Annotated in this window: 23 protein-coding genes and 1 pseudogene; 10 read left to right on the forward strand and 14 right to left on the reverse strand. The window is 58.8% G+C overall.

What is annotated here, in order from left to right; genetic code table 11:
* The first annotated feature begins 11 nt into the window (after positions 1-11).
* The 7 genes and pseudogenes from ydcS to QK293_RS09960 all read left to right on the forward strand — a co-directional run bounded on the left by ydcS (position 12) and on the right by QK293_RS09960 (position 6,734).
* Positions 12-1,163, forward strand: a complete 1,152-nt coding sequence (ydcS, locus tag QK293_RS09930) for a putative ABC transporter substrate-binding protein YdcS (RefSeq protein WP_282377022.1) — start codon at positions 12-14, stop codon at positions 1,161-1,163.
* Positions 1,164-1,375: 212 nt separating this feature from the next.
* Positions 1,376-2,413 (forward strand): ABC transporter ATP-binding protein, encoded by a 1,038-nt coding sequence (locus QK293_RS09935; protein WP_282377023.1) that lies wholly within the window; start codon positions 1,376-1,378, stop codon positions 2,411-2,413.
* 1 nt (position 2,414) lies between these two features.
* The gene (locus QK293_RS09940; RefSeq protein ID WP_282377024.1) at positions 2,415-3,362 is read left to right on the forward strand and encodes an ABC transporter permease; all 948 of its coding nucleotides are present in this window, start codon (positions 2,415-2,417) and stop codon (positions 3,360-3,362) included.
* Positions 3,352-4,176, forward strand: a complete 825-nt coding sequence (locus QK293_RS09945; protein ID WP_282377025.1) for an ABC transporter permease — start codon at positions 3,352-3,354, stop codon at positions 4,174-4,176. Before QK293_RS09940 ends, QK293_RS09945 begins: the two co-directional genes overlap by 11 nt.
* Positions 4,177-4,366: 190 nt before the next feature.
* Entirely contained in the window at positions 4,367-5,791 is a 1,425-nt protein-coding gene (locus QK293_RS09950; RefSeq protein ID WP_282377027.1) for a gamma-aminobutyraldehyde dehydrogenase, read from the forward strand.
* Positions 5,792-5,876: 85 nt separating this feature from the next.
* Positions 5,877-6,147, forward strand: a pseudogene (locus QK293_RS09955) (amino acid permease); the annotation flags it as partial.
* A 383-nt stretch (positions 6,148-6,530) separates the two neighbouring features.
* The gene (locus tag QK293_RS09960; protein WP_282377028.1) at positions 6,531-6,734 is read left to right on the forward strand and encodes a hypothetical protein; all 204 of its coding nucleotides are present in this window, start codon (positions 6,531-6,533) and stop codon (positions 6,732-6,734) included.
* A 10-nt stretch (positions 6,735-6,744) separates the two neighbouring features.
* On the opposite strand, the gene QK293_RS09965 is transcribed toward QK293_RS09960, so the two are convergent.
* Complete coding sequence (locus tag QK293_RS09965; protein WP_282377029.1) at positions 6,745-6,930, reverse strand: hypothetical protein; 186 nt, start codon at positions 6,928-6,930, stop codon at positions 6,745-6,747.
* 392 nt (positions 6,931-7,322) lie between these two features.
* Between QK293_RS09965 and QK293_RS09970 the strand changes: the two genes are divergently transcribed.
* The gene (locus QK293_RS09970; protein WP_282377030.1) at positions 7,323-8,948 is read left to right on the forward strand and encodes a glucan biosynthesis protein D; all 1,626 of its coding nucleotides are present in this window, start codon (positions 7,323-7,325) and stop codon (positions 8,946-8,948) included.
* A 63-nt stretch (positions 8,949-9,011) separates the two neighbouring features.
* Here QK293_RS09970 and QK293_RS09975 read toward each other — a convergent pair whose 3' ends face one another.
* The 3 genes from QK293_RS09975 to QK293_RS09985 all read right to left on the reverse strand — a co-directional run bounded on the left by QK293_RS09975 (position 9,012) and on the right by QK293_RS09985 (position 12,651).
* A complete protein-coding gene (locus QK293_RS09975) occupies positions 9,012-10,118 on the reverse strand; it encodes an NADH:flavin oxidoreductase/NADH oxidase (RefSeq protein ID WP_282377032.1) in 1,107 nt (368 codons plus the stop codon).
* 214 nt (positions 10,119-10,332) lie between these two features.
* Positions 10,333-12,042, reverse strand: a complete 1,710-nt coding sequence (gene recJ, locus QK293_RS09980; protein WP_282377034.1) for a single-stranded-DNA-specific exonuclease RecJ — start codon at positions 12,040-12,042, stop codon at positions 10,333-10,335.
* A gap of 66 nt (positions 12,043-12,108) precedes the next feature.
* Positions 12,109-12,651 (reverse strand): YaeQ family protein, encoded by a 543-nt coding sequence (locus QK293_RS09985; RefSeq protein ID WP_282377035.1) that lies wholly within the window; start codon positions 12,649-12,651, stop codon positions 12,109-12,111.
* A gap of 147 nt (positions 12,652-12,798) precedes the next feature.
* Here QK293_RS09985 and QK293_RS09990 point away from each other — a divergent pair, with 147 nt between their 5' ends.
* Together QK293_RS09990 and QK293_RS09995 are read left to right on the forward strand one after the other, a co-directional pair.
* Positions 12,799-13,998, forward strand: a complete 1,200-nt coding sequence (locus QK293_RS09990) for a CaiB/BaiF CoA-transferase family protein (protein WP_282377036.1) — start codon at positions 12,799-12,801, stop codon at positions 13,996-13,998.
* Positions 13,925-14,920 carry a TIGR02285 family protein gene (locus QK293_RS09995; RefSeq protein ID WP_282377037.1) on the forward strand — a complete coding sequence of 332 codons (996 nt, stop codon included), beginning with the start codon at positions 13,925-13,927 and terminating at the stop codon, positions 14,918-14,920. Before QK293_RS09990 ends, QK293_RS09995 begins: the two co-directional genes overlap by 74 nt.
* A 170-nt stretch (positions 14,921-15,090) precedes the next feature.
* Here QK293_RS09995 and QK293_RS10000 read toward each other — a convergent pair whose 3' ends face one another.
* From QK293_RS10000 to rpsP, 10 genes are all read right to left on the reverse strand, one after another.
* Positions 15,091-15,378 (reverse strand): DUF3509 domain-containing protein, encoded by a 288-nt coding sequence (locus QK293_RS10000; RefSeq protein ID WP_282377038.1) that lies wholly within the window; start codon positions 15,376-15,378, stop codon positions 15,091-15,093.
* Between the two features lie 162 nt (positions 15,379-15,540).
* Entirely contained in the window at positions 15,541-16,899 is a 1,359-nt protein-coding gene (locus QK293_RS10005; RefSeq protein ID WP_282377040.1) for a transporter substrate-binding domain-containing protein, read from the reverse strand.
* A gap of 134 nt (positions 16,900-17,033) precedes the next feature.
* A complete protein-coding gene (gene thrC / locus QK293_RS10010; protein ID WP_282377042.1) occupies positions 17,034-18,443 on the reverse strand; it encodes a threonine synthase in 1,410 nt (469 codons plus the stop codon).
* Positions 18,444-18,509: 66 nt separating this feature from the next.
* Positions 18,510-19,814, reverse strand: coding sequence for a homoserine dehydrogenase (locus QK293_RS10015; RefSeq protein ID WP_282377044.1), 1,305 nt, complete (start codon positions 19,812-19,814; stop codon positions 18,510-18,512).
* Between the two features lie 134 nt (positions 19,815-19,948).
* Entirely contained in the window at positions 19,949-20,680 is a 732-nt protein-coding gene (gene dsbC / locus QK293_RS10020; RefSeq protein WP_282377046.1) for a bifunctional protein-disulfide isomerase/oxidoreductase DsbC, read from the reverse strand.
* Between the two features lie 301 nt (positions 20,681-20,981).
* Complete coding sequence (gene xerD / locus QK293_RS10025) at positions 20,982-21,878, reverse strand: site-specific tyrosine recombinase XerD (protein WP_282377048.1); 897 nt, start codon at positions 21,876-21,878, stop codon at positions 20,982-20,984.
* Between the two features lie 99 nt (positions 21,879-21,977).
* Positions 21,978-22,328: a 50S ribosomal protein L19 gene (gene rplS / locus QK293_RS10030; protein WP_063322826.1), complete on the reverse strand. Its 351-nt coding sequence runs from the start codon at positions 22,326-22,328 to the stop codon at positions 21,978-21,980.
* 45 nt (positions 22,329-22,373) lie between these two features.
* Positions 22,374-23,147 carry a tRNA (guanosine(37)-N1)-methyltransferase TrmD gene (trmD, locus tag QK293_RS10035; RefSeq protein WP_282377051.1) on the reverse strand — a complete coding sequence of 258 codons (774 nt, stop codon included), beginning with the start codon at positions 23,145-23,147 and terminating at the stop codon, positions 22,374-22,376.
* Complete coding sequence (rimM, locus tag QK293_RS10040) at positions 23,129-23,668, reverse strand: ribosome maturation factor RimM (protein ID WP_282377052.1); 540 nt, start codon at positions 23,666-23,668, stop codon at positions 23,129-23,131. The genes trmD and rimM overlap by 19 nt, the downstream gene beginning before the upstream one ends.
* Positions 23,669-23,673: 5 nt before the next feature.
* Entirely contained in the window at positions 23,674-23,925 is a 252-nt protein-coding gene (gene rpsP, locus QK293_RS10045) for a 30S ribosomal protein S16 (protein WP_007944872.1), read from the reverse strand.
* Positions 23,926-24,072 lie beyond the last annotated feature (147 nt).

Consider the following 24,072-nt stretch of genomic DNA (forward strand, 5'->3'; position numbering starts at 1 on the left):
AGGGAATTCCCATGTTCGTGCACAAGACCGCATTGCTCAGTGCCATCACAACAGCGCTGTTGTCCAGCGCCAGTATCCAGGCCGCCGAACCGCTGAAAGCCGTCGGTGCCGGCGAAGGTCAGCTGGATATTGTGGCCTGGCCCGGCTACATCGAACGTGGCGAAAGCGACAAGACCTACGACTGGGTGACCGGTTTCGAGAAGGAAACCGGCTGCAAGATCAATGTGAAAACCGCCGCCACTTCCGATGAAATGGTCAGCCTGATGGCCAAGGGTGGTTACGACCTGGTGACCGCGTCTGGCGATGCGTCCCTGCGACTGATCGCCGGCCAGCGTGTGCAGCCGATCAACACGGCGTTGATCCCGAACTGGAAGAACATTGACCCTCGTCTCAAGGACGGGCCTTGGTACGTCGTCAATCAGCAAACCTACGGCACCCCGTACCAATGGGGCCCGAACGTGTTGATGTACAACACCAATATCTTCAAAACAGCGCCGGACAGCTGGAGCGTGGTGTTCGAAGAACAGACCCTGCCGGACGGCAAGTCCAACAAGGGCCGAGTTCAAGCCTACGACGGCCCGATCTATATCGCCGATGCGGCGCTGTATCTCAAATCGAAACAGCCGGAACTGGGCATCAAGGACCCGTACCAACTCAACGAAGCGCAATACAAAGCGGCGCTGGACCTGCTTCGCAAGCAACAGCCCTTGATCCACCGCTACTGGCACGACGCAACGGTTCAGATGAGTGACGTCAAAAACGAAGGCGTGGCGGCGTCCAGCACCTGGGGCTACATGGTCAATGGCCTGGTGGCGGACAAGCAGCCGGTTGCCTCGGTCATTCCAAAAGAAGGTGCAACGGGTTGGGCCGACACCACCATGCTCCACGCCGAAGCCAAGCACCCCAACTGTGCCTACAAGTGGATGGACTGGTCGCTGCAACCGAAAGTCCAGGGTGACCTGGCGGCATGGTTCGGTTCGCTGCCGGCGGTTCCGGCGGGGTGCAAGGAGAGCGAATTGCTCGGCGCCGAGGGCTGCAAAACCAACGGCTTCGACCAGTTCGAGAAAATCGCCTTCTGGAAAACCCCGCAGGCTGAAGGCGGCAAGTTCGTGCCGTACAGCCGCTGGACACAAGACTACATCGCGATCATGGGCGGCCGCTAACACCCCTGTAGCAGCTGCCGAGGAACGAGGCTGCGTTGCGTGTCCGCAGGACCGCCCTTCGGGGGCCGCTGCGCAGCCCAACGCAGCCTCGTTCCTCGGCAACTGCTACAGATCGCTCCCACAAGAGCACCGCAAAACCTGTGGGAGCGAGCCGGCTCCGGGCGACGATGCGACGATGCTTTTAAAGATTCAGATTTTTGGAGTTGCGCACCATGACGCTTGCAGTCCAGTTCACCAACGTTTCCCGTCAGTTCGGCGAAGTGAAGGCCGTTGACCGGGTTTCCATAGACATCCAGGACGGCGAGTTCTTTTCCATGCTGGGCCCTTCCGGTTCGGGCAAAACCACCTGTCTGCGCCTGATCGCCGGTTTCGAACAACCGAGTGCAGGCTCTATCCGTATTCATGGCGAAGAAGCCGCCGGGCTGCCGCCGTATCAGCGTGACGTGAACACCGTGTTCCAGGATTACGCGCTGTTCCCGCACATGAACGTACTCGACAACGTCGCCTACGGTTTGAAGGTCAAAGGCGTCGGCAAGTCCGAACGTCAGAAACGCGCCGAAGAAGCCCTCGACATGGTCGCCCTCGGCGGTTACGGCGAGCGTAAACCGGTGCAACTGTCCGGCGGTCAGCGCCAGCGTGTGGCGCTGGCCCGCGCCTTGGTCAATCGTCCGCGAGTGCTGCTGCTCGATGAGCCGTTGGGCGCTCTCGACTTGAAGCTGCGCGAGCAAATGCAGGGTGAACTGAAGAAGCTGCAACGCCAGCTCGGCATCACCTTCATTTTCGTCACCCACGACCAGACCGAAGCGCTGTCGATGTCGGATCGCGTGGCGGTGTTCAACAAGGGGCGCATCGAGCAGGTCGACACACCGCGCAACCTGTACATGAAACCGGCGACAACTTTTGTCGCCGAATTTGTCGGCACCTCCAACGTGATTCGCGGCGATCTGGCGAAGCAATTGAGCGGCAATCCACAACCGTTTTCGATTCGCCCGGAACACGTGCGTTTCGCCGAAGGGCCGCTGGCCAGCCATGAAATTGAAGTCAGCGGCTTGCTCCATGACATTCAGTACCAAGGCAGCGCCACCCGCTATGAAGTAAAACTGGAGAACGGCCAGACCTTGAACATTAGCCAGGCCAACGTCCAGTGGCTGGACGTTAGCGCCCAGCACCAGACCGGGCAACGCATCAGCGCGCGCTGGGCACGGGAAGCAATGATCCCGCTGCACGACACCGTTGTCGGCGGGGTGTGAGATGAACAGCGTGGCGATGACTCAAATCCCGGCCGGCGGCTCGCCGTTGCACAGGTTTTCCAACCTGCTGTATCGCCGGCCGAACCTGTACCTGTCGATGCTGCTGGTACCGCCGCTGCTCTGGTTCGGCGCGATCTACCTCGGCTCACTGCTGGTTCTGCTGTGGCAAGGTTTCTACACCTTCGATGACTTCACCATGGCGGTCACGCCCGACCTGACCCTGGCGAACTTCGCCGCGCTGTTCCAGCCCTCGAACTTCGACATCATCCTGCGCACCTTGAGCATGGCCGTCGTCGTGTCGATCGCCAGTGCCGTGATCGCGTTCCCGATTGCCTACTACATGGCGCGCTACACCACCGGCAAGACCAAGGCGTTTTTCTACATCGCGGTGATGATGCCGATGTGGGCCAGTTACATCGTCAAGGCGTATGCCTGGACCTTGCTGCTGGCCAAAGGCGGGGTTGCGCAATGGTTCGTTCAACACCTGGGGCTGGAGCCCGTGTTGCAGTTCGTGCTGGGCATTCCGGGGGTGGGCGGCAGCACGTTGTCGACCTCGCACCTGGGCCGTTTCATGGTGTTCGTCTACATCTGGCTGCCGTTCATGATCCTGCCGATCCAGGCCTCGCTGGAACGTCTGCCGCCGTCCTTGCTGCAAGCGTCTGCCGACCTTGGCGCCAAGCCGCGTCAGACCTTTATGCAAGTGATTCTGCCGCTGTCGATTCCAGGCATCGCGGCCGGTTCGATCTTCACCTTTTCGCTGACTCTGGGCGACTTCATCGTGCCGCAACTGGTGGGGCCACCGGGCTACTTCGTCGGCAGCATGGTGTACGCCCAGCAAGGCGCGATCGGCAACATGCCGATGGCCGCGGCTTTCACGCTGGTGCCGATCGTGCTGATCGCCATTTACCTGTCCATCGTCAAACGACTGGGGGCCTTCGATGCGCTCTGACGCTTCGTCTCAAGATCAGGCTTCTCTGGGCCTGCGCATCGCAGCCTGGGGCGGGTTGGTGTTTCTGCACTTCCCGATCCTGATCATCTTCATGTACGCCTTCAACACTGAAGACGCAGCGTTCAGCTTCCCGCCCAGGGGCTTCACCCTGAAGTGGATCGGCGTGGCGTTCTCGCGTCCTGACGTACTGGAAGCGATCAAGCTGTCGCTGCAGATTGCGTCCGTCGCAACGTTGATTGCATTAGTCCTCGGCACCCTCGCGTCGGCGGCGTTGTACCGCCGGGATTTCTTCGGCAAGCAAGGCATCTCGCTGATGCTGATCCTGCCGATTGCCTTGCCCGGGATCATCACCGGTATCGCCTTGCTGGCGACCTTCAAGACGCTGGGGATAGAGCCTGGGATGTTCACCATCATCGTCGGTCACGCGACCTTCTGTGTGGTGATCGTCTACAACAACGTCATCGCCCGGTTGCGTCGCACCTCTCACAGTTTGATCGAGGCTTCGATGGACCTTGGCGCCGATGGCTGGCAGACCTTCCGCTACATCGTCCTGCCGAACCTCGGCTCGGCGTTGTTGGCCGGCGGCATGTTGGCGTTTGCGCTGTCGTTCGACGAAATCATCGTCACCACTTTCACCGCCGGCCATGAACGCACCCTGCCGCTGTGGCTGCTCAACCAGCTCAGCCGCCCACGGGACGTGCCGGTGACCAACGTCGTCGCGATGCTCGTGATGATGGTGACCATGCTGCCGATTCTCGGCGCCTATTACCTGACCCGGGGCGGCGAAAGCGTTGCGGGCAGTGGCGGGAAATAACGAACAACTCATTTTCCAATGTGGGAACCGGATCCTGTAGGAGCGAGGCTTGCCCGCGAAAGCGGTGTGTCAGTCGACATCAATGTTGAATGTAATGGCCTCTTCGCGGGCAAGTCGGATCGCCGCACCGCTCGCTCCTACAAGGGATCCGGTTCCGGCAAAAAAATAAAAGCTGCAATGAGGACAAGCCATGCGAACCAAACTCTTGATCAATGGCCAACTGATCGACGGCGAAGGCCCCGCCCAACCCGTGTTCAACCCTGCACTGGGCAGCGTATTGGTGGAGATCAATGAAGCCAGCGAAGCTCAGGTCGATGCCGCCGTGCGGGCCGCCGACAGCGCCTTCGACAGCTGGTCGCAAACCACCCCGAAAGAACGCTCGCTGCTGCTGCTCAAACTCGCCGACGCCATCGAAGCCCACGGCGAAGAGCTGGCCAAACTGGAATCGGACAACTGCGGCAAGCCCTACAGCGCCGCGTTGAACGACGAGATCCCGGCGATTGCCGACGTGTTCCGTTTCTTCGCCGGCGCCAGTCGTTGCATGAGCGGTTCGGCGGGCGGTGAATACCTGCACGGCCACACCTCGATGATCCGCCGCGACCCGGTCGGCGTGATCGCCTCCATCGCGCCGTGGAACTACCCGCTGATGATGGTCGCCTGGAAAATCGCCCCAGCCCTCGCGGCGGGTAATACCGTGGTGCTCAAGCCATCGGAACAAACCCCGCTAACCGCCCTGCGTCTGGCGCAACTGGCGTCGGATATTTTCCCGGCCGGCGTGCTTAACCTGGTGTTCGGCCGTGGTCCTACGGTCGGCAGCCCACTGGTCACCCACCCGAAAGTGCGCATGGTCTCGTTGACCGGTTCGATCGCCACCGGTTCGAACATCATTTCCAGCACCGCTGACAGCGTCAAACGCATGCACATGGAACTGGGCGGCAAGGCCCCGGTGATCATCTTCGACGACGCCGACATCGATGCTGCCGTGGAAGGCATTCGCACCTTCGGTTTCTACAACGCCGGCCAGGACTGCACCGCCGCCTGCCGCATCTACGCGCAGGAAGGCATCTACGACACATTCGTCGAGAAGCTCGGCGCGGCGGTCAGCAGCATCAAGTACGGTGTGCAGGATGATCCGTCGACCGAGCTCGGTCCGTTGATCACCGCGCAACACCGCGACCGCGTGGCCGGGTTTGTCGAGCGTGCCGTGGCGCAACCGCACATCCGCTTGGTCACGGGCGGCAAGGCTGTTGAGGGCAATGGCTTCTTCTTCGAACCGACGGTGTTGGCCGACGCTCAGCAGGACGACGAGATTGTTCGTCGCGAAGTGTTCGGGCCGGTGGTGTCGGTGACCAAGTTCACCAATGAAGCGCAGGTGCTGGGCTGGGCCAACGATTCGGACTACGGCCTGGCGTCGTCGGTCTGGACCTCGGACGTGGGTCGCGCACATCGCTTGTCTGCACGCTTGCAGTACGGCTGCACCTGGGTAAATACGCACTTCATGCTGGTCAGCGAAATGCCGCATGGCGGTCAGAAACTGTCCGGTTATGGCAAGGACATGTCCCTGTACGGGCTGGAGGACTACACCGTTGTTCGGCATGTGATGTTCAAGCACTAAAAGCATCGTCGGATCGCCGCACCGCCGCGATGGCCTCACCGCAACACAAAACAATAACCACCGATCCGGGCAGCGCCGTCATGACCCGGTCGGTTCAAAGTGGTGATGGGCGTGGTAATGATTTCCTTTATCTCCTGCGTCATCAGCCTGCAAGCTGCGGCGAGTCGTCTGCTCTATTCCTACGCTCGAGATGAAAGGCTAGAAACCGAGCGGCAAATTCACCCTCGGCGCCTGGGGCTGGGCAGTGAACATCGGTGCGCTGGTCTATTGGGTTGGGGCTGGTTTATATGTGGCTTGCCAAGCCGTATGACCATGGGGCTGCGCCTGCAGGGAATGCTTGGAAGGTTAGTCGATAACGGTACTTGCCCTGCCCTGCCCGCAGCGATGCGGGCTGGGTTCGTGGTCATGTTCTCTCCTACAGACGAGCCCTTCCTGAAAAGACACCGATTCCTACAGCATGCGGCGCCAACGTAGACTTGGCGCCGCGAGCGCCTGAACGATAGGCTTTACCTCGTCGCTGCCAAATCAGCGACCCGGGGTCGAAGCCGGAACACAATCAATATGGCGCAACCGCGCTCCTCTGAGTGGCGGCTCCCGATGCAGGCACAGCGGCCGTTCACGATCGTGGGCACTTGCAGTTGAAGGTAGAGTGAAAAAATGAAAAAGGGGCAGACTTCACAGTCCGCCCCCTTTGGCTTGAATACACCTGTTCAATCTCCCGCAAGAGCAATCCGCAGCCATGAGCAAACCGCGCATCACCAGCCAAAGCGTCACTGAAGTGATTTCAAGTGATAGCGCCTTTTCAGAAAAGTATCTGCAACAAACCATCGAGCTAAAAAATATCGCGGCTCGCCGCCAAGCAATCCACGAAGGCATCATCGACGCCGATGCTGGCAAACTGACCCGCCTGGCCACCGTAAAAGCCAAATGGCCTTCACGGTAACCATCCTCGGTCAAAACCGCGAAACACTCCTCATCGCATCCACCAAGTACCGCATCGCAATCTGGTCGCTTTCCGACAGCTCCCGATAGCGCTCTAACAATTTCATTTCGTCCGAACTCAGCCGACGCCTTCGCCGCCCGGTAGCCAGGCAGGGAAAGATTCCTAACAGTTCGGTGATGCCTTGTACTTTCGACATGGACGATGTCCTTCTATACGTCAGAGAAAACTTCAAAAACCGCATCGCCCTTTCCTTTTCATTCGCCGCCGGCCTGAAGGGCAGAAACCGGTCATGAACACAGAATAGGAATTAAATCGGCGCTGAAAAGTGATTTTTAGAGTAATTAGTCAAAAAAAGCAGAAATGCCCTATAAATCAGAAAGTCCTGTCAGAAAACTAAACCGACATTTCTTGTTTCATTGCCACGAAGCCAAAGTGCTACCAATCATTTTTTCTCCGCAACCGAACGGTTTAAGCTATTTGTTATCAGTGTAATGTCCGTTGCGTTTGGCCGAAGGCATGTCCGAACCTCCATTTTTGATCCAGCACGTGCCAGGAACGGCGCGGGATTGTTCACGACAGGTTGTACTTATGCACCGCAGGAATTTGCTCAAAGCATCCATGGCCATCGCTGCCTACACCGGATTGTCAGCCAGCGGCCTGCTGGCTGCGCGGGCCTGGGCCGGTAACAGCGCGGCGGATGGCGAAGCTCAGGCGTTCGACTTTGAAACGCTGAAGATCCAGGCCAAGCAGCTCGCCGGCAATCGATATCAGGACACCAAGCAGGTGCTGCCGCCGACCTTGGCGACCATGACGCCGCAAAATTTCAACGCGATCCGCTACGACGGCAACCATTCGCTGTGGAATGACCTCAACGGTCAGCTGGATGTGCAGTTCTTCCACGTTGGCATGGGTTTCAAGCAACCGGTGCGCATGTACAGCGTCGATCCCAAGACTCGTCAGGCGCGAGAGGTGCATTTCCGTCCGTCCCTGTTCAACTATGAAAAAACCACGGTCGACACCAAGCAGCTCACGGGCGATCTGGGGTTCTCCGGGTTCAAGTTGTTCAAGGCCCCGGAGCTGGACCAGCACGACGTGTTGTCATTCCTCGGCGCCAGCTATTTCCGTGCGGTAGATGCCTCGGGCCAGTACGGTCTGTCGGCTCGCGGTCTGGCGATTGATACGTATGCCAAGAAGCGTGAAGAATTCCCGGACTTCACCAAGTTCTGGTTTGAGACCCCGGACAAGGACAGCACCCGCTTCGTGGTGTACGCCCTGCTGGACTCGCCAAGCGCTACCGGTGCCTACCGTTTCGACATTGACTGTCAGGCCAGCCAGGTCGTCATGGGCATCGATGCCCACATCAACGCGCGCACCGCCATCGAACAACTGGGCATCGCACCGATGACCAGCATGTTCAGCTGCGGCACCCATGAACGACGCATGTGCGACACGATTCACCCGCAGATCCACGACTCTGATCGCCTGGCCATGTGGCGCGGCAACGGTGAGTGGATCTGCCGCCCGCTGAACAACCCGGCCACCCTTCAATTCAATGCCTTCGCCGACACTGACCCGAAAGGTTTCGGCCTGGTGCAGACCGATCATGAGTTCGCCAGCTATCAGGACACCGTCGACTGGTACAGCAAGCGCCCGAGCCTGTGGGTAGAGCCTACGACCGCGTGGGGTGAAGGCTCTATCGATCTGATGGAAATTCCTACGACCGGCGAAACCCTCGATAACATCGTCGCGTTCTGGACCCCGAAAAAACCGGTCGCGGCCGGTGATTCACTGAACTACGGCTACAAGCTCTACTGGAGCGCTCTGCCGCCAGTGGGTACGCCGTTGGCGCGGGTCAACGCCACTCGTTCGGGCATGGGCGGCTTCATCGAAGGCTGGGCCCCCGGCGAGCATTACCCGGAGGTTTGGGCTCGACGGTTTGCCGTGGACTTCACGGGCGGCGGCCTGGACCGCTTGCCGGAAGGTGCGGGGATCGAGCCGGTGGTCACCTGCTCGAATGGGCAGGTGAAGGACTTTAACGTGCTGGTGCTGGATGACATCAAGGGATACCGCATTACTTTTGACTGGTTCCCGACCAATGACAGCGTGGAGCCAGTGGAACTGCGGTTGTTCATTCGCACCCACGACCGGACGTTGAGTGAAACCTGGTTGTACCAGTACTTCCCACCGGCACCGGATAAGCGCAAGTACACCTGATAGCTGTAGAAACGCAAAAGCCCCGGTCAAATCGACCGGGGCTTTTTGGTTTTACAGCGTCAATCAGTCGCGTAAATCCGACTCGTGAATCGGCTGGTCACGATGGGTTGCCCGCTGATACTGCGCCGGCCAGATGGCCTTGCGCCCACCGAGGTCATCATCGGCATGCAGCGGCCAGTACGGATCTCGTAACAACTCACGAGCCAGGAAGATGATGTCAGCCTGGCAGGTACGCAGAATGTGCTCGGCCTGCGCCGGTTCGGTAATCATCCCTACAGTGCCTGTAGCAATGCCTGACTCCTTGCGCACACGTTCGGCGAAGCGGGTCTGATAACCGGGACCTGTAGGAATCTCGGCGTTGGCCGCGGTACCACCCGACGAGACGTCAATCAGGTCCACACCCAACGCTTTGAGGCGTCGCGCCAGCTCCACGGTTTCATCCGGGTTCCAGCCGTCTTCCACCCAATCGGTGGCCGACACCCGAACGAACAGCGGTAGTTCTTCAGGCCACACCGCACGCACCGCTTCGGTGACTTGTAGAACCAGCCGGATTCGATTCTCGAACGAACCACCGTATTGATCGCGCCGCTGGTTGCTCAGGGGCGAAAGAAACTGATGCAACAGATAACCGTGGGCGGCGTGAATTTCGACCACTTTGAAACCGGCGGTCAGTGCTCGCTTGGCCGAAGCGACAAAGGCCTGAATGACCTCAGCGATCTCGCCTTCATCGAGCTGTGTGGGGTGTGTGTGCTGCGGGTCGAAAGCAATCGGCGAAGGGCCCACCGGAACCCAGCCACCGTCTTCGGGTTTGACGCTGCCATGTTTGCCAATCCACGGCCGATGGGTGCTGGCCTTACGCCCAGCGTGAGCCAATTGAATGCCGGCCACAGCGCCTTGAGCCGCAATGAAGCGCGTGATGCGTTGCAAAGGTTCGATCTGTTCATCGTTCCACAGGCCGAGGTCTTCGGCGGTGATGCGTCCGTCGGCGGTCACCGCCGTGGCTTCGGTAAACACCAGGCCGGCCCCGCCGACAGCGCGGCTGCCGAGGTGGACCAGGTGCCAGTCATTGGCCAGTCCATCGACGCTGGAGTACTGGCACATCGGCGACACCGCAATGCGGTTGAGCAGGGTCAATTGGCGAAGGGTATAGGGTTCAAGCAGCAGACTCATGGGGCACCTCTCGAATCAGTGGGCAGGCTCCAGGGTTCTGTTTGAAAAGTCGACGAGTGACAGGAAAAAGGTGCAGCACCCGCCCCCGCGGGCAAAAATTCGACAAGACGTCACAAGGATAATCAAGCAGTGCTTAGAGCCTAGTCGACATCGGGGGATGAGGGAGGGTTCCGGGGATATTTGGCGTGAGGGAGATCGCCTGCTCGCGAAGGGTTCAACGCGGTTCGATGTGGGCAATCATCAACTGCACCGTCTCGTTGCCACGGAACTCGTTAAGGTCGAGTTTGTAGGCCAATTCCACCCACTTGATGGTCGGATTCGGCCAGATGTCGCGGTCGATTCCGAAGGCAATGCCATCCAGCTTCACCGAGCCGCATTCGCTTTTCAGCACCACTTTGAGGTGTCGCTCGCCGACGACGCGCTGCTCGACCAACTGGAACACCCCATGAAACAGCGGCTCAGGGAAGTGCTGCCCCCAAGGACCGGCATGGCGCAGGGCGCGAGCCAGTTCCAGGTGGAATTCCTCGACCGCCAGGGTGCCGTCCGTCAGCAGGCGCCCGGTCAGGTCTTCTTCACGCAATTGCCTACGCACTTCAGCGTCAAAGGCTTCGGCGAACAACGGAAAATTCGCTTCCGGCAACGTCAGGCCGGCTGCCATCGCATGGCCGCCGTATTTGCTGATCAGATTCGGATGCTGCGCCGCCACCACGCTCAACGCGTCGCGAATATGAAAACCCTGAACCGAACGCCCCGAGCCCTTGAGCAAGCCATCGCCCGCATCGGCAAAGGCAATGGTCGGACGGAAATAGCGATCTTTCATACGCGATGCAAGGATTCCGATGACACCCTGGTGCCACTCGGGATCGAACAGGCACAAGCCGAACGGCATCGACTCGACCGGCAAATCTTTCAGTTGAGCCAGCGCTTCACGCTGCATGCCCTGCTCGATGGATTTGCGGTCCTGGTTCATGCCGTCGAGCTGAACCGCCATTTCACGCGCCAGACCGGCGTCTTCCGTGAGCAGGCATTCGATGCCCAAGCTCATGTCATCCAGCCTTCCTGCCGCATTCAGGCGTGGGCCGACAATGAAACCCAGATCAGTGGAGGTGATGCGCGCAGAGTCACGCTTGGCCACCTCAAGGATTGCCTTGATGCCTGGCCGAGCACGCCCGGCGCGAATCCGTTCCAGGCCTTGGTGCACCAGAATCCGGTTGTTGGCATCCAGCGGCACCACGTCGGCGACGCTGCCCAGCGCCACCAGGTCCAGCAACTCGCCGATGTTTGGCTGCGGCTTGCTCTCGTACCAGCCGAGGCTGCGCAAGCGCGCGCGCAGGGCCATCAACACGTAAAAAATTACCCCGACGCCGGCCAGTGCCTTGCTCGGAAACTCGCAACCTGGCTGGTTCGGATTGACGATGGCATCGGCCAGTGGCAGTTCATCGCCGGGCAAGTGGTGATCGGTGACCAGGACGTTCAGCCCGGCCTTTTTCGCCGCCGCCACGCCTTCAACGCTGGAAATACCGTTATCCACGGTAATGAGCAACTGCGGATCGCGGGTCAAAGCCACTTCAACGATTTCCGGCGTCAGGCCGTAGCCGTACTCAAAACGGTTCGGTACCAGATAGTCGACGTGAGCCGCACCCAGCAGACGCAAGCCCAGCATGCCCACTGTACTGGCCGTCGCGCCATCGGCGTCGAAGTCACCGACGATCAGAATCCGCTGACGCTGCTCCAGCGCCGTCACCAGCAAATCCACCGCCGCATCGATACCTTTGAGCCGCTGGAACGGGATCAGCCGCGTCAGGCTCTTGTCCAGTTCAGCCTCGGACAGCACGCCCCGCGCCGCGTACAGACGGGTCAGCAGCGGCGGCAGATCACCGAGGAATGGCAGAGTGTCGGGCAACAGGCGAGGTTCGATGCGCATGGGGTGACAGGTGCTTCTCTTGAATACGTAGGATAAAACCGGATGACGCAGGTTAGCGGCGAATAATTAGCCGCGTTCGCCGCTCAACCACTGCAACTGGACTTCATGTTGACCACGGTCGTCGGTGACGAAAATCGTCCCTTCGCTGATCATCACGTCCCACTTGATAACGCGGGGCATGTCTTTGGCCAAGGTTTCCAGCACTTCCTGAGGCACGGCCGCGATGTGTACGTTTTTCAGGTTTTTGATCGCCGGGATCACTTTGGTTTCCCAGACGCGCAGGCTGCCGTAGGCCAGCAGGCTGGTGCGCTCGGTGCGACGCGAGCACCACGTTAGGCGATCGGCGTCTGGCTGGCCGACTTCGATCCAGTGCAGAACTCGATCGTCCAGGCTCTTTTCCCACAGGGCAGGTTCGTCCACGTCTGACAGACCCCGACCGAACGACAGCTGCTCGTTGTACCAGAAGGCGTAGGCCAGCAGCCGCACGGTCATGCGCTCTTCGGTTTCCGAAGGGTGACGAGCGATGGTTTGCTTCACGCTCTCGTACACGTTGCGGTCGAGGTCGGTAAGGTTCAGTTCAAACTTGTAGGTCGTGGACGGCTGGGCCATGAACGGGCTTCTTGATACGGGGAAAGGCGGCAAGTCTAACCGATGCGGTAGGCAATCCACGAATGGAAGGCGATCAACCTTGGTCGTCTGACGTTCGGCTATGTTAAAACGCTGTATTCGCTCAGCCACTGTCCTACAGGATTCAGCATGCCGCTCACCGGAAAACCGCTCTCAGGTCTGAAAGTCATTGAATTGGGCACGTTGATCGCCGGGCCGTTTGCCTCGAGGATTTGCGGCGAGTTCGGTGCCGAAGTGATCAAAATCGAGTCCCCCGATGGCGGCGATCCACTGCGCAAATGGCGCAAGTTGTATGAAGGCACTTCGCTGTGGTGGTTCGTTCAGGCGCGCAACAAGAAGTCCCTGACGCTGAACCTGAAACACCCCGACGGCCTGGCCATTCTGAAAAAACTGCTCAGCGAAGCGGACATCCTGATAGAGAATTTTCGCCCGGGCGTGTTGGAAAAACTCGGTCTGGGCTGGGAAGTCTTGCACGCACTGAACCCGAAACTGGTAATGGTGCGTCTCTCGGGCTTCGGTCAGACCGGGCCGATGAAGGATCAGCCAGGCTTTGGTGCCGTCGGTGAATCAATGGGAGGTCTGCGCTACATCACCGGCTTCGAAGACCGACCACCGGTGCGCACCGGAATTTCCATCGGCGATTCCATTGCCGCGCTTTGGGGCGTGATTGGCGCACTGATGGCTCTGCGTCATCGCGAAGTCAACGGCGGCCAGGGCCAAGTGGTGGATGTGGCGCTATATGAAGCGATCTTCGCCATGATGGAAAGCATGGTCCCCGAGTTCGACGTGTTCGGTTTCATCCGCGAGCGCAGCGGCAACATCATGCCGGGCATCACACCCTCCTCGATCCACACCAGTGCCGACGGCAAGCATGTGCAGATCGGCGCCAATGGCGACGCGATCTTCAAACGCTTCATGCTGATCATCGGTCGCGATGACCTGGCCAACGACCCTGCGTTGGCGAGCAACGACGGACGCGATAGCCGTCGCGACGAGATTTATGGGGTGATTGATCGCTGGGCCAGCTCACTGCCGCTGGACGCCATCATCGAGCAGTTGAATCAGGCCGACGTACCGGTCAGTCGGATCTTCAGCGCTGAAGACATGTTCAATGATCCACAGTACCTGGCCCGGGAAATGTTCCTGAAAGCCAAGTTGCCGGACGGTAAAGATTTCAAGATGCCGGGAATAGTGCCGAAACTCTCTGAGACACCCGGCACTTCAGAGTGGGTCGGACCGCAGTTGGGCGAACACAATGCGCAGGTACTCAACGATCTTGGTTACGACAAGGAGCAGATCGCAAAGCTGCGTGAAGCCGGGGCGATCTAAGCTGAAACGCCTGCTTACGCGACCCATCAATCACTGCCTGACGCGCGGCGGGCGAGCAGTGTGCGCGTTCGTGTTTTTCCTTTTGCTCGCCGGCCAGGCTCAGTCATCGTTGGCGCAACCGAAAGAAACCCTGGTCTGGTTATTGCGTGACCTTCCACCGCTGATGATTTTCGAAGGATCGAAAAAGGACCAGGGAGTGATCGATCAATTGTTACCGCTGCTGATCGCCCGCATGCCGCAATACGAGCACACCCTGATGCGAGTCAATCGCGCTCGCGGCTTGCAAATGCTCCACGAGCCATCCCTCACGTGCGATGCGGCGCTGAACTGGAGCAAGGAGCGCGATAGCTGGATCGTGTTTTCCATTCCGGTGTTTCGGGCCATGAGCAATGGATTGGCCGTACGCCGCGATGATCGGGAGGTGCTGACGCCCTTCATCAAGGATGGCGAAGTGGACCTGGTTGCCCTGTTGGCCAGTGGCCACGAGAAGCTGGGCATTATTGCCGAGCGCAACTATGGCGAATATCTCGACGCGCGGCTCAAACAAGCACCCGCCCACTCACTGACCCTCCACTACGGTAACGACGCCTTGGGCAGCCTGTTGCAAATGCAACGTCTGGGGCGCTTGCGGATGCTGTTGGGATACCGCCCGGAAATCCGCTACCAGGCCCAGCAGCAAGGGATCGCGGAGGATGAATTGCAGTTCTACCCGATTCGCGGCACGGGCAAATACCTGTCCGGCTACATCGGCTGTACCGACACACCCCAGGGCCGGCAGGCGATCATCGAGATCAACCAACTGCTGCGCACCCTGCCCCACGATCATTTGAGCCAGGCATACGCCGCCTGGCTGGACCCCGAAAGTCGCAGCGACTACCTGGAAGCCAGCCGGGCATTTTTCATACAACAGGCCGCGCAATGACAAATCGCAGGCAAAAAGAAACCCCGAGAAGTGGGGAGACGACTCGGGGTTAAACGTGGCCTATATAAAGACCAGTAACAGCAAGCTACAAGCACCGGAGCACAATGCTTGATCCTGCTGTTACATGATCTGACTGACATTGGCGCAGGAAGGTTCCCACAAAAAACAATTCAATTTCGATTGGCCAGGATCTTGTCCTGAGCCGCATTGCGCAACGCCGCTATGACGCAGGGCTCCAGCCGACCTTCCGCGATCAGCACGTCGCGATGCAACCCGTCGACCACATCCGTCAGTAGACGCTTGCTGGTCAACTGGGCCTGATTGAACGCGCGTTCGACCACGATAGCGCCGGTCGCATTCATCAGTGTCACCAGGCATTCGCCATGGGTCCCAGACGGGGTCAATGTAACCTGATACGGGCTCAGAGCCTCACCGAGCAATAGACTGATATTTTCCATCTCGATCACCACTCAATAGTCCAAAAACAAAGTGCCTGGGGCGTGCCTACCGTAAATGACCTCTGGCCCGAGAAGAAAGTTCTGGATACCGACTGCAGGCGAACCTGCGCCTCTGGTCAATAGAGCATGCACGGCCAAGATGACAGAGAAAAAACAGCCGCGTCACGCCTGCTTCTTGCGCTTGCCGATATCGGTCCATCCCCCCAGCAGGCCGCGCAATTGTCCATCGGCACTGTAAAAAGGCACCGTCCACTGATAGACATGCCTGACGCCGTTATTGAACATCAACTGACGCTCACTGAAGCGGGTCTTGCGCGTACCGAGCTGGGCCATGAACTCTGCATGGAGCAGTTCGGCAGTCGCTTTGGGCAAGACATCCTGTTCAATCAACTGTCGTCCCTGAACCTGGTCAAAACGAGTCGACAAGCCCTCTTCATAACTTTTGTTGCACATGATCAAACGCCCTTCCAGATCACGAACAAACATCGGATCGGGCATGGCGTCCACCAACGCATGCTGGAAAGCGAGCTGATCACTCAGATTTTTCTCGGCATCCAGGCGCTGCTGGATCAATACCGTGAGCCGACGGTTCCAGAGCAGAGACAGCAGGCCGAACAGACTGACGATAAACACTCCCCAGCAGCCCCACTGGGTGAGCCGGTGCCATTTGCCGGGCACTTGAACGGGGGCAATCCCATTGAGCCATTTCAGGCGGATGGCGCGCAATTCGGCAGGAGGAAACGCTTCAAGCGCCTTGTTGAGGATGCTCGACAATTGCGGCTGACCTTTGCGTACGGCCACGTGCTCCGCCTCCCATTTGCCCTCCACCGTATACCCGACCTTGAGCTGACCGGACGGATAGAGTTGTGCTCCTATTTCGTTTTCGATGGTGGCATAGGCCTCACCGCTTTCGACCAGCGCCCGGGCTTCCATATAGGTTTTAACCGAGCGCAGGTCGATGTCCGGATTGTCGCGGCGAATCGTAGCCTCCAGCGCATGCCGCGTCGGCAACACCAGGACCCTTCCCGACAGCTGCTCCAAGGATTGCACCACTGGTTCCCCGGCTCGCCCGACGAACACCCAGCCAGCGCCTCCGAACGCATGACTGAAATCCAGAAACGTCTTGCGTTCGTCATTCATCGCCAACGTCGTGCTCATGTCCGCGGCACCGCTTTCCAGCCGTCCAAGCAGCTGATCGGTAGAAAACGACTCTTCATGAACAAAGTGCAATCCCGTCATGGCGCTGATGCGGTTGAGCAGATCATTGTTCAAACCGCTCCAGTGGCCGTGCTCATCCTTGAACAGGTACAGCGGATATTGCACCGAGGCGACGATGACTTGCGAATGCTCGGCAATCCATTTCAACTCCTGAGCATCCAGCTCGATCGTTGGGCCGGCGACCGATCCTTTGGACTCGGAGGCCGCCAATTGCGACGCGCTCCCCCATTGAGCAAAGCCCAGGGTGCCGGCTAAAAAAAATACCCAGCACACGGCTGGTTTCAATCTACTGAAAAACAACATTGTCACTTCCTTGGCGATGAACTCGCCCGTCCTTCATGGGGCGACTCTTCATGTACGTATCACGACAAGTGTGACATGCAGAAATGAGAAAGCCCGTCAGGAGACGGGCTTCAAAATGTGACAGTTTTAATTGGTTACAGAGGCTTGCCGCGGTTGCCATGCTGACTGACAAAGGCCTGGACGGCTTTCAGGTCATTTGGCAGCACGGTGCAGCGCTCATCTCGCTCAAACAAATCAGAAAGATGTGCAGGTAGTTCGAGCGCTTTTCCTACGCCTGCTTTTTCCACGGCGTCCGGAAATTTGACCGGGTGGGCCGTACCGAGGATCACCATTGGGGTATCCAGGCTGCGACGGCACTCGCGTGCAGCCTTCACACCGATAGCCGTGTGGGGATCCAGCAGTTCGCCGGTTTGCTCGAAGACTTCGGCGATGGTTTCGCAGGTTTGAGCGTCATCCACGGCCAGCGAATCGAACAGTTTGCGAGCTTCGGTCCAGCGCTCCTCTTCGACGCTGAAACCGCCACCCTGCTTGAAGGTGTCCATCAAACCGGCAATCGCGGCGCCGTTGCGACCGTGCAGATCGAACAGCAGGCGTTCGAAGTTCGACGACACCATGATGTCCATCGACGGCGACAGCGTGGCGTGCAGCGTTTCCTTGACGTACTGATTGCCGCTCATGAAGCGGTGCAGGATGTCGTTGCGGTTGGTGGCGACGATCAACTGGTTGATCGGCAGGCCCATGTTGCGTGCCAGGTAACCAGCGAAGATGTCGCCGAAGTTACCGGTCGGCACCGAGAACGACACCGAACGCGCCGGGCCACCCAGTTGCAGGGCGGCGTGGAAGTAGTAAACGATCTGGGCCATGATCCGCGCCCAGTTGATCGAGTTCACCGCGACCAGGCGCGTGCCCTTGAGGAAGCTCTGGTCGGCGAAGCTGGCCTTGACCATTTCCTGGCAGTCATCGAAGTTGCCTTCGATGGCGATGTTGTGGATGTTCTCACCGAAGATCGTGGTCATCTGGCGACGCTGCACTTCGGACACGCGGTTGTGCGGGTGCAGGATGAAGATGTCGACGTTTTCGCAGTGCTTGCAGCCTTCGATGGCGGCCGAACCGGTGTCGCCGGAAGTAGCGCCGACAATCACCACGCGCTCACCGCGCTTTTCCAGCACGTAGTCGAGCAAACGACCGAGCAGTTGCAGGGCGAAGTCCTTGAACGCCAGGGTCGGGCCGTGGAACAGCTCCAGTACCCATTCGTTGCCGTTCAGCTGACGCAATGGCGCGACGGCGTTGTGCGAGAACACAGCGTAGGTTTCTTCGAGGATCTTTTTGAAATCGGCATCGGGGATGCTGCCGGTGACGAACGGGCGCATCACCCGGAAGGCCAGCTCGTGATACGGCAGGCCGGCCCAGGAAGCGATTTCTTCCTGGGTGAAACGTGGCAGGTTTTCCGGGACGTACAGACCACCGTCCGTGGCCAGACCGGCCAACAGGACGTCTTCGAAATTCAGGGCCGGTGCCTGGCCGCGGGTACTGATATAACGCATGACTGGCTCCAATAGACAGTGTTCGCAAACCCGGGCCCGCGCGCGGGCCCAGTGAACGATAACGGCTTAGTTCAGGTGCTCGACGCGGATCCGTACGACCGGACCGACCACGCCCGTCAAGGCTTCCAGAGCGGCGATCGCGTCATTCATGTGCTGTTCCAGCACACGGTGGGTCAGCAGGATCATCGGCACCAGGCCGTCGTGCTCTTCGACTTCCTTCTGCATGATCGATTCGATGTTGATGCCGCGCTCCGACAGGATGCTCGCGACCTGGGCCAACACGCCCGGATGGTCCTTGGCCTGGATGCGCAGGTAATAGGCGCTTTCGCAGGCTTCGATCGGCAGGATCGGGTGGGCCGACAGCGAATCTGGCTGGAAGGCCAGGTGCGGCACGCGGTTTTCCGGGTCGGACGTCATGGCGCGAACCACGTCCACCAGGTCGGCGATGACCGACGAAGCGGTCGGCTCCATACCGGCGCCGGCGCCGTAGAACAGGGTCGAACCGGCGGCATCACCGTTGACCATCACCGCGTTCATCACGCCATTGACGTTGGCAATCAGGCGATCGGCAGGGATCAGCGTCGGATGCACACGCAACTCGATACCGGCAGGCGTGCTGCGAGCCACACCGAGGTGCTTGATGCGATAGCCCAGCGCTTCGGCGTAGTTCACGTCAGCGGTGGTCAGCTTGGTGATGCCTTCGGTGTAGGCCTTGTCGAATTGCAGCGGAATACCGAATGCGATGGACGCCAGGATCGTCAGCTTGTGAGCCGCGTCGATGCCTTCAACGTCGAAGGTCGGATCGGCTTCGGCGTAACCCAGGGCTTGCGCCTCGGCGAGTACGTCTTCGAAGGTCCGGCCCTTTTCGCGCATTTCGGTGAGGATGAAGTTGCCGGTGCCGTTGATGATCCCGGCGACCCAGTTGATACGGTTGGCGGACAAGCCTTCACGGATCGCCTTGATCACCGGAATACCACCGGCCACGGCGGCTTCGAACGCAACGATCACGCCCTTCTCGCGGGCCTTGGCGAAAATTTCGTTACCGTGAACGGCGATCAACGCCTTGTTCGCGGTTACCACATGTTTTCCGTTCTCGATCGCTTTGAGTACCAGCTCACGGGCAACGGTGTAGCCGCCCACCAGCTCTATGACGATGTCGATCTCAGGGTTCGTGGCCACTTCGAAGACATCGTTGGTAATCGCAATACCGGTCGTCTGGAACTGAGGCTTTGGCGTGCGCATGGCGATTTGTGCCACTTCGATTCCACGCCCGGCACGACGAGCAATTTCCTCGGCGTTGCGCTGAAGTACGTTGAAGGTACCGCCACCGACGGTCCCTAACCCACAGATGCCTACTTTGACCGGTTTCACTGTGAACTCCCCATAAAACGGCCGACTCAAGGCCGGCCGTGAAAACAACCGCATGCTCGCGGTTCTCTATTGATGGCCCGGTGAATGTTACCGCCGGACCATGATCGTCAATGGCTGACCGTGACGATGCAAATTTATTTCGCGTCCAGCGCCAGTTTGGCGACTTGTGGCGCAGGCTGGTAGCCCGGAATGACTTGGCCATCAGCCAAAACGATGGCCGGTGTGCCGTTCACGCCGATCGACTGACCGAGGGCGAACTGTTTGGAAACCGGGTTATCGCATTTGGCGGCCTTGATTTCCTTGCCGTCGACCATTTTGTCCATGGCGGCTTTTTTGTCTTTCGAGCACCAGACTGCTTGCAGCTGTTCATCACCCGGCGAGCCCAGGCCCTGGCGCGGGAACGCGACGTAACGCACTTCGATGCCGCGCTTGTTCAGCTCAGGCACTTCGGCATGCAGCTTGTGGCAGTACGGGCAGGTGGTGTCGGTGAACACGGTGATGTGCGACTTGGTTTCGCCGATTGCCGGGTAAACCACGGTTTCCGCGACAGGGATTGCGTTGACCAGTTTGGAAACGCCCAGGCGTTCGGTCTTCTCGGTCAGGTTGACCGGTTTGCCGTCCTTGAGCTGGAACAGGTAACCCTGAACCACGTACTGGCCATCGGCGCTGGCGTAGAGCACGCGGCTGCCCTTGAGTTTGACTTCGTACAGGCCTGGCAGCGGGCTGGCGGTGATGGTTTCTACTGGCACCTCGAGCTGGAGGTTTTCCAGGCTTTTACGAATGGCTTTGTCGGCCGCGTCATCGGCGACGGAAAAGGTGCTGACCAACGCAATGGCTGCGGCGGCGAAAATATGGGTCAGACGCATGAGAACTCCTGAAGGCGGACAAATGGGACGATCAGAACGCCCGTGCCGAAACACCGGGTCATAATCGCCCATCGTGCAAACCGGCAAAGCCTACCACATAAGGCCCCTGTGGCCGAATGCGCCAGACAAGACACCTTACTTCCGGTGTACGACGCTTGGGTAGCAGCTGGCGAAGCCTGCGTTCGGCTGCGAAGCAGTCGTGAAACAAGGCACTGCAGTGTTTCAGTTGAACCGTGAACTCAGGATTTACGTCTGCTTCGCAGCCGAACGCAGGCTTCGCCAGCTGCTACACAGTTCTGCACTAACCGCGCGGGTGATGTTTGGCGTGCAGATCCTGCAAGCGTGCGCGGGCGACGTGTGTATAGATCTGCGTGGTCGACAGATCGCTGTGGCCGAGCAGCATTTGCACCACCCGCAGGTCGGCTCCGTGGTTGAGCAGGTGCGTGGCGAAGGCATGACGCAGGGTATGCGGCGACAGCGACTTGCCGATCCCGGCGACCTTGGCCTGGTGCTTGATGCGATGCCAGAAGGTCTGCCGAGTCATCTGCTCGCCGCGCCGGCTGGGGAACATGACATCGCTGGGACGCCCGCCGAGCAATTCCTGGCGGCCATCGCGCAGGTAACGCTCGACCCAGACAATCGCCTCCTCGCCCATCGGCACCAGCCGCTCCTTGCTGCCCTTGCCCATCACTCGCAGCACGCCTTGGCGCAGATTGACCTGCTCCAGTGTCAGACTGATCAGCTCAGTCACACGCAAGCCGCAGGCGTAAAGCACTTCGAGCATGGCGCGATCTCGCTGACCGATGGCTTCGCTCAGGTCCGGGGCGCTTAACAAAGCCTCGACATCCGCTTCCGACAGGGATTTGGGCAATGGCCTGCCGAGCTGTGGCATATCGACGCGCAACGTCGGATCGACGGCGATCAGCTTTTCCCGCAGCAAATAGCGATAAAAGCCACGCACACCGGAGAGAAATCGCGCCGTCGAGCGGGGCTTGTAGTTTTGCTCCAGGCGCCAGGCCAGGTGATCGAGGATCAACTCACGGCCGGCGTTGATCAACTCCAGCCCCTTCTCCTGCAGCCAGCCGTTGAACAAGGCCAGGTCGCTGCGATAGGCATCGCGGGTGTTATCGGAAAGACCTTTCTCCAGCCACAGCGCGTCGAGAAATTGGTCTATCAAAGGATGATCGATGGCGGGCATAAAGGCTCAGGCAAGACCGGCAGTACGGCCAAGGAAGATAAATCGCAGGCAACAAAAAAGCAGCCCGTAGGCTGCTTTTTTCTGCATCGGAAGCTGGACTTAAGCCAGTTTTTCCTTGATGCGAGCTGCTTTACCGGACAGGTCACGCAGGTAGTACAGCTTGGCTTTACGTACGTCACCGCGACGTTTAACGGCCATGCTGTCGATTTGCGGGCTGTAGGTCTGGAAAGTACGCTCTACGCCAACACCGTTGGAGATTTTACGAACGGTGAAAGCACTGTTTACGCCGCGGTTACGCTTGGCGATAACAACACCTTCGAACGCTTGCAGACGCGAACGGTCGCCTTCCTTCACTTTCACCTGAACGACAACAGTGTCGCCCGGGGCAAAGGTAGGGATCTCTTTGGTCATCTGCTCTGCTTCGAGTGCAAGGATGATTTTGTTAGTCATGCTGTGCTCCTAAGGTAGATCGTCGGATCTACCATCGATACGTTGTTAACTATCGTCCCGCTCGCGGATGTATTCCTCGAGCAGCTTCTTCTCTTCTCCAGAAAGCGAGCGGCTTTCCAGAAGATCGGCGCGTCGTTCAAAGGTCCTACCAAGGGACTGCTGTAAACGCCAACGCCGGATATGCGCGTGATTGCCACTTAGCAATACGTCGGGAACACGCTGATCCGCATACACCTCCGGTCGGGTGTAGTGCGGGCAATCCAGCAAACCATCCGTAAAGGAATCTTCCTCGGCGGAGTCCGCATGCCCTAAAGCTCCAGGCAGCAGTCGTGTAACCGCATCGATCAGGACCATCGCCGGCAGCTCGCCGCCAGACAGTACATAGTCGCCAATCGACCACTCTTCATCGACATGAGCTTCAATAAAACGCTCGTCAATGCCTTCATAGCGGCCGGCAATCAGGATCAATGCATCCGAATTCGCCAACTCGCGTACCGCCGACTGAGTCAGTTGACGGCCTTGGGGGGACAGGTAAATGACCTTCGCCGCCTCCCCGGCTGCTGCCTTGGCCTGAACCAACGCATCTTCCAGGGGCTTGATCTTCATCACCATGCCCGGACCACCGCCAAATGGGCGATCATCCACAGTGTGATGTCGATCCGTCGTGTAGTCTCGCGGATTCCAACAGGTGAGCTGCAAGAGCCCCTGTTTCACCGCACGACTGGTGATGCCGTACTCGCTGATGGCGGAGAACATCTCGGGAAACAAACTGATCACTTCTACGCGCAAATTAGCCACGCTTAGAAGTCCGCATCCCATTCCACCTTCATCTCGCCCGCGGCAAGGTCGACTACCAACACGCATTGCTCCGTATAGGGCAACAGGCGTTCGCGATCGTCCAGGCTGCCAGCGCAAGGCTTGACCACCATGACATCGTTCGAGCCAGTCTCTAGCAGGTGATCGATTTTCCCGAGTAGTTGCCCGAGTTGGTCGATGACCTTGAGACCTTCCAGCTGGTACCAGTAGTACTCGCCGTCGGTCAGATCTGGAAACAGGTTACGCGGCACGCAGATCTCATAACCGGCCAGAAGACGAGCTTCTTCACGATCATCGAGACCCTTGAGCTTTGTGACCAGAAACTTGCCGTTATGAACACGGCCGCTGACCAGCTCTACCTGCCGTACAACGCCTTCACGCTTGAGCGTCCAGGTTTTGTAGTCCAACAGGTTTCCAATTGGATCAGTAAAGGAAAAGACCTTCACTTCGCCGCGAACACCGTGAATCGAATAGATTTTGCCGATAACGATCAAATCATCAGCAATGGCTGGCGTCGCGTTCATATTGCTCAGGCCGCAGCCTTAGCAGCGTCCTTCAACAACTGAGCAACACGCTCAGAAGGTTGTGCACCAACGCTCAGCCAGTAGGCTACGCGCTCTTGGTTCACGGACAGACGAACTTCTTGACCACGAGCAACAGGGTTGAAGAAACCAACCTGTTCCTTGTGCGAACCGTCGCGCGGGTTGCGGCTGTCGGTTACGGTCAAGTGGTAAAACGGGCGCTTTTTGGAGCCGCCAAGGGCAAGACGGATTGTTAGCATGTGAACATCGTTCCTGTAGTCGGTGCTGCAAATCTAAAGGCACAGCGGGCATAGGTGCCCGAAAGGCCGCATATTCTAAGGAATATCCGGACTTTTGCAAATGTCTTTTTCCGGCGGCCTATCGGTCGCCATCAAGATTTGCTATAG

The organism is Pseudomonas sp. AL03, assembly GCF_029960815.1.
In the GTDB taxonomy this organism is placed as follows: domain Bacteria; phylum Pseudomonadota; class Gammaproteobacteria; order Pseudomonadales; family Pseudomonadaceae; genus Aquipseudomonas.

Coding starts and splice junctions, on each gene's coding strand:
- ydcS (WP_282377022.1), top strand. CDS start 12: ATGTTCGTGCACAAGACCGCATTGCTCAGTGCCATCACAACAGCGCTG.
- QK293_RS09935 (WP_282377023.1), top strand. CDS start 1,376: ATGACGCTTGCAGTCCAGTTCACCAACGTTTCCCGTCAGTTCGGCGAA.
- QK293_RS09940 (WP_282377024.1), top strand. CDS start 2,415: ATGAACAGCGTGGCGATGACTCAAATCCCGGCCGGCGGCTCGCCGTTG.
- QK293_RS09945 (WP_282377025.1), top strand. CDS start 3,352: ATGCGCTCTGACGCTTCGTCTCAAGATCAGGCTTCTCTGGGCCTGCGC.
- QK293_RS09950 (WP_282377027.1), top strand. CDS start 4,367: ATGCGAACCAAACTCTTGATCAATGGCCAACTGATCGACGGCGAAGGC.
- QK293_RS09960 (WP_282377028.1), top strand. CDS start 6,531: ATGAGCAAACCGCGCATCACCAGCCAAAGCGTCACTGAAGTGATTTCA.
- QK293_RS09965 (WP_282377029.1), bottom strand. CDS start 6,930: ATGTCGAAAGTACAAGGCATCACCGAACTGTTAGGAATCTTTCCCTGC.
- QK293_RS09970 (WP_282377030.1), top strand. CDS start 7,323: ATGCACCGCAGGAATTTGCTCAAAGCATCCATGGCCATCGCTGCCTAC.
- QK293_RS09975 (WP_282377032.1), bottom strand. CDS start 10,118: ATGAGTCTGCTGCTTGAACCCTATACCCTTCGCCAATTGACCCTGCTC.
- recJ (WP_282377034.1), bottom strand. CDS start 12,042: ATGCGCATCGAACCTCGCCTGTTGCCCGACACTCTGCCATTCCTCGGT.
- QK293_RS09985 (WP_282377035.1), bottom strand. CDS start 12,651: ATGGCCCAGCCGTCCACGACCTACAAGTTTGAACTGAACCTTACCGAC.
- QK293_RS09990 (WP_282377036.1), top strand. CDS start 12,799: ATGCCGCTCACCGGAAAACCGCTCTCAGGTCTGAAAGTCATTGAATTG.
- QK293_RS09995 (WP_282377037.1), top strand. CDS start 13,925: ATGCGCAGGTACTCAACGATCTTGGTTACGACAAGGAGCAGATCGCAA.
- QK293_RS10000 (WP_282377038.1), bottom strand. CDS start 15,378: ATGGAAAATATCAGTCTATTGCTCGGTGAGGCTCTGAGCCCGTATCAG.
- QK293_RS10005 (WP_282377040.1), bottom strand. CDS start 16,899: ATGTTGTTTTTCAGTAGATTGAAACCAGCCGTGTGCTGGGTATTTTTT.
- thrC (WP_282377042.1), bottom strand. CDS start 18,443: ATGCGTTATATCAGTACCCGCGGCCAGGCACCGGCCCTGAATTTCGAA.
- dsbC (WP_282377046.1), bottom strand. CDS start 20,680: ATGCGTCTGACCCATATTTTCGCCGCCGCAGCCATTGCGTTGGTCAGC.
- xerD (WP_282377048.1), bottom strand. CDS start 21,878: ATGCCCGCCATCGATCATCCTTTGATAGACCAATTTCTCGACGCGCTG.
- rplS (WP_063322826.1), bottom strand. CDS start 22,328: ATGACTAACAAAATCATCCTTGCACTCGAAGCAGAGCAGATGACCAAA.
- trmD (WP_282377051.1), bottom strand. CDS start 23,147: ATGGGATGCGGACTTCTAAGCGTGGCTAATTTGCGCGTAGAAGTGATC.
- rimM (WP_282377052.1), bottom strand. CDS start 23,668: ATGAACGCGACGCCAGCCATTGCTGATGATTTGATCGTTATCGGCAAA.
- rpsP (WP_007944872.1), bottom strand. CDS start 23,925: ATGCTAACAATCCGTCTTGCCCTTGGCGGCTCCAAAAAGCGCCCGTTT.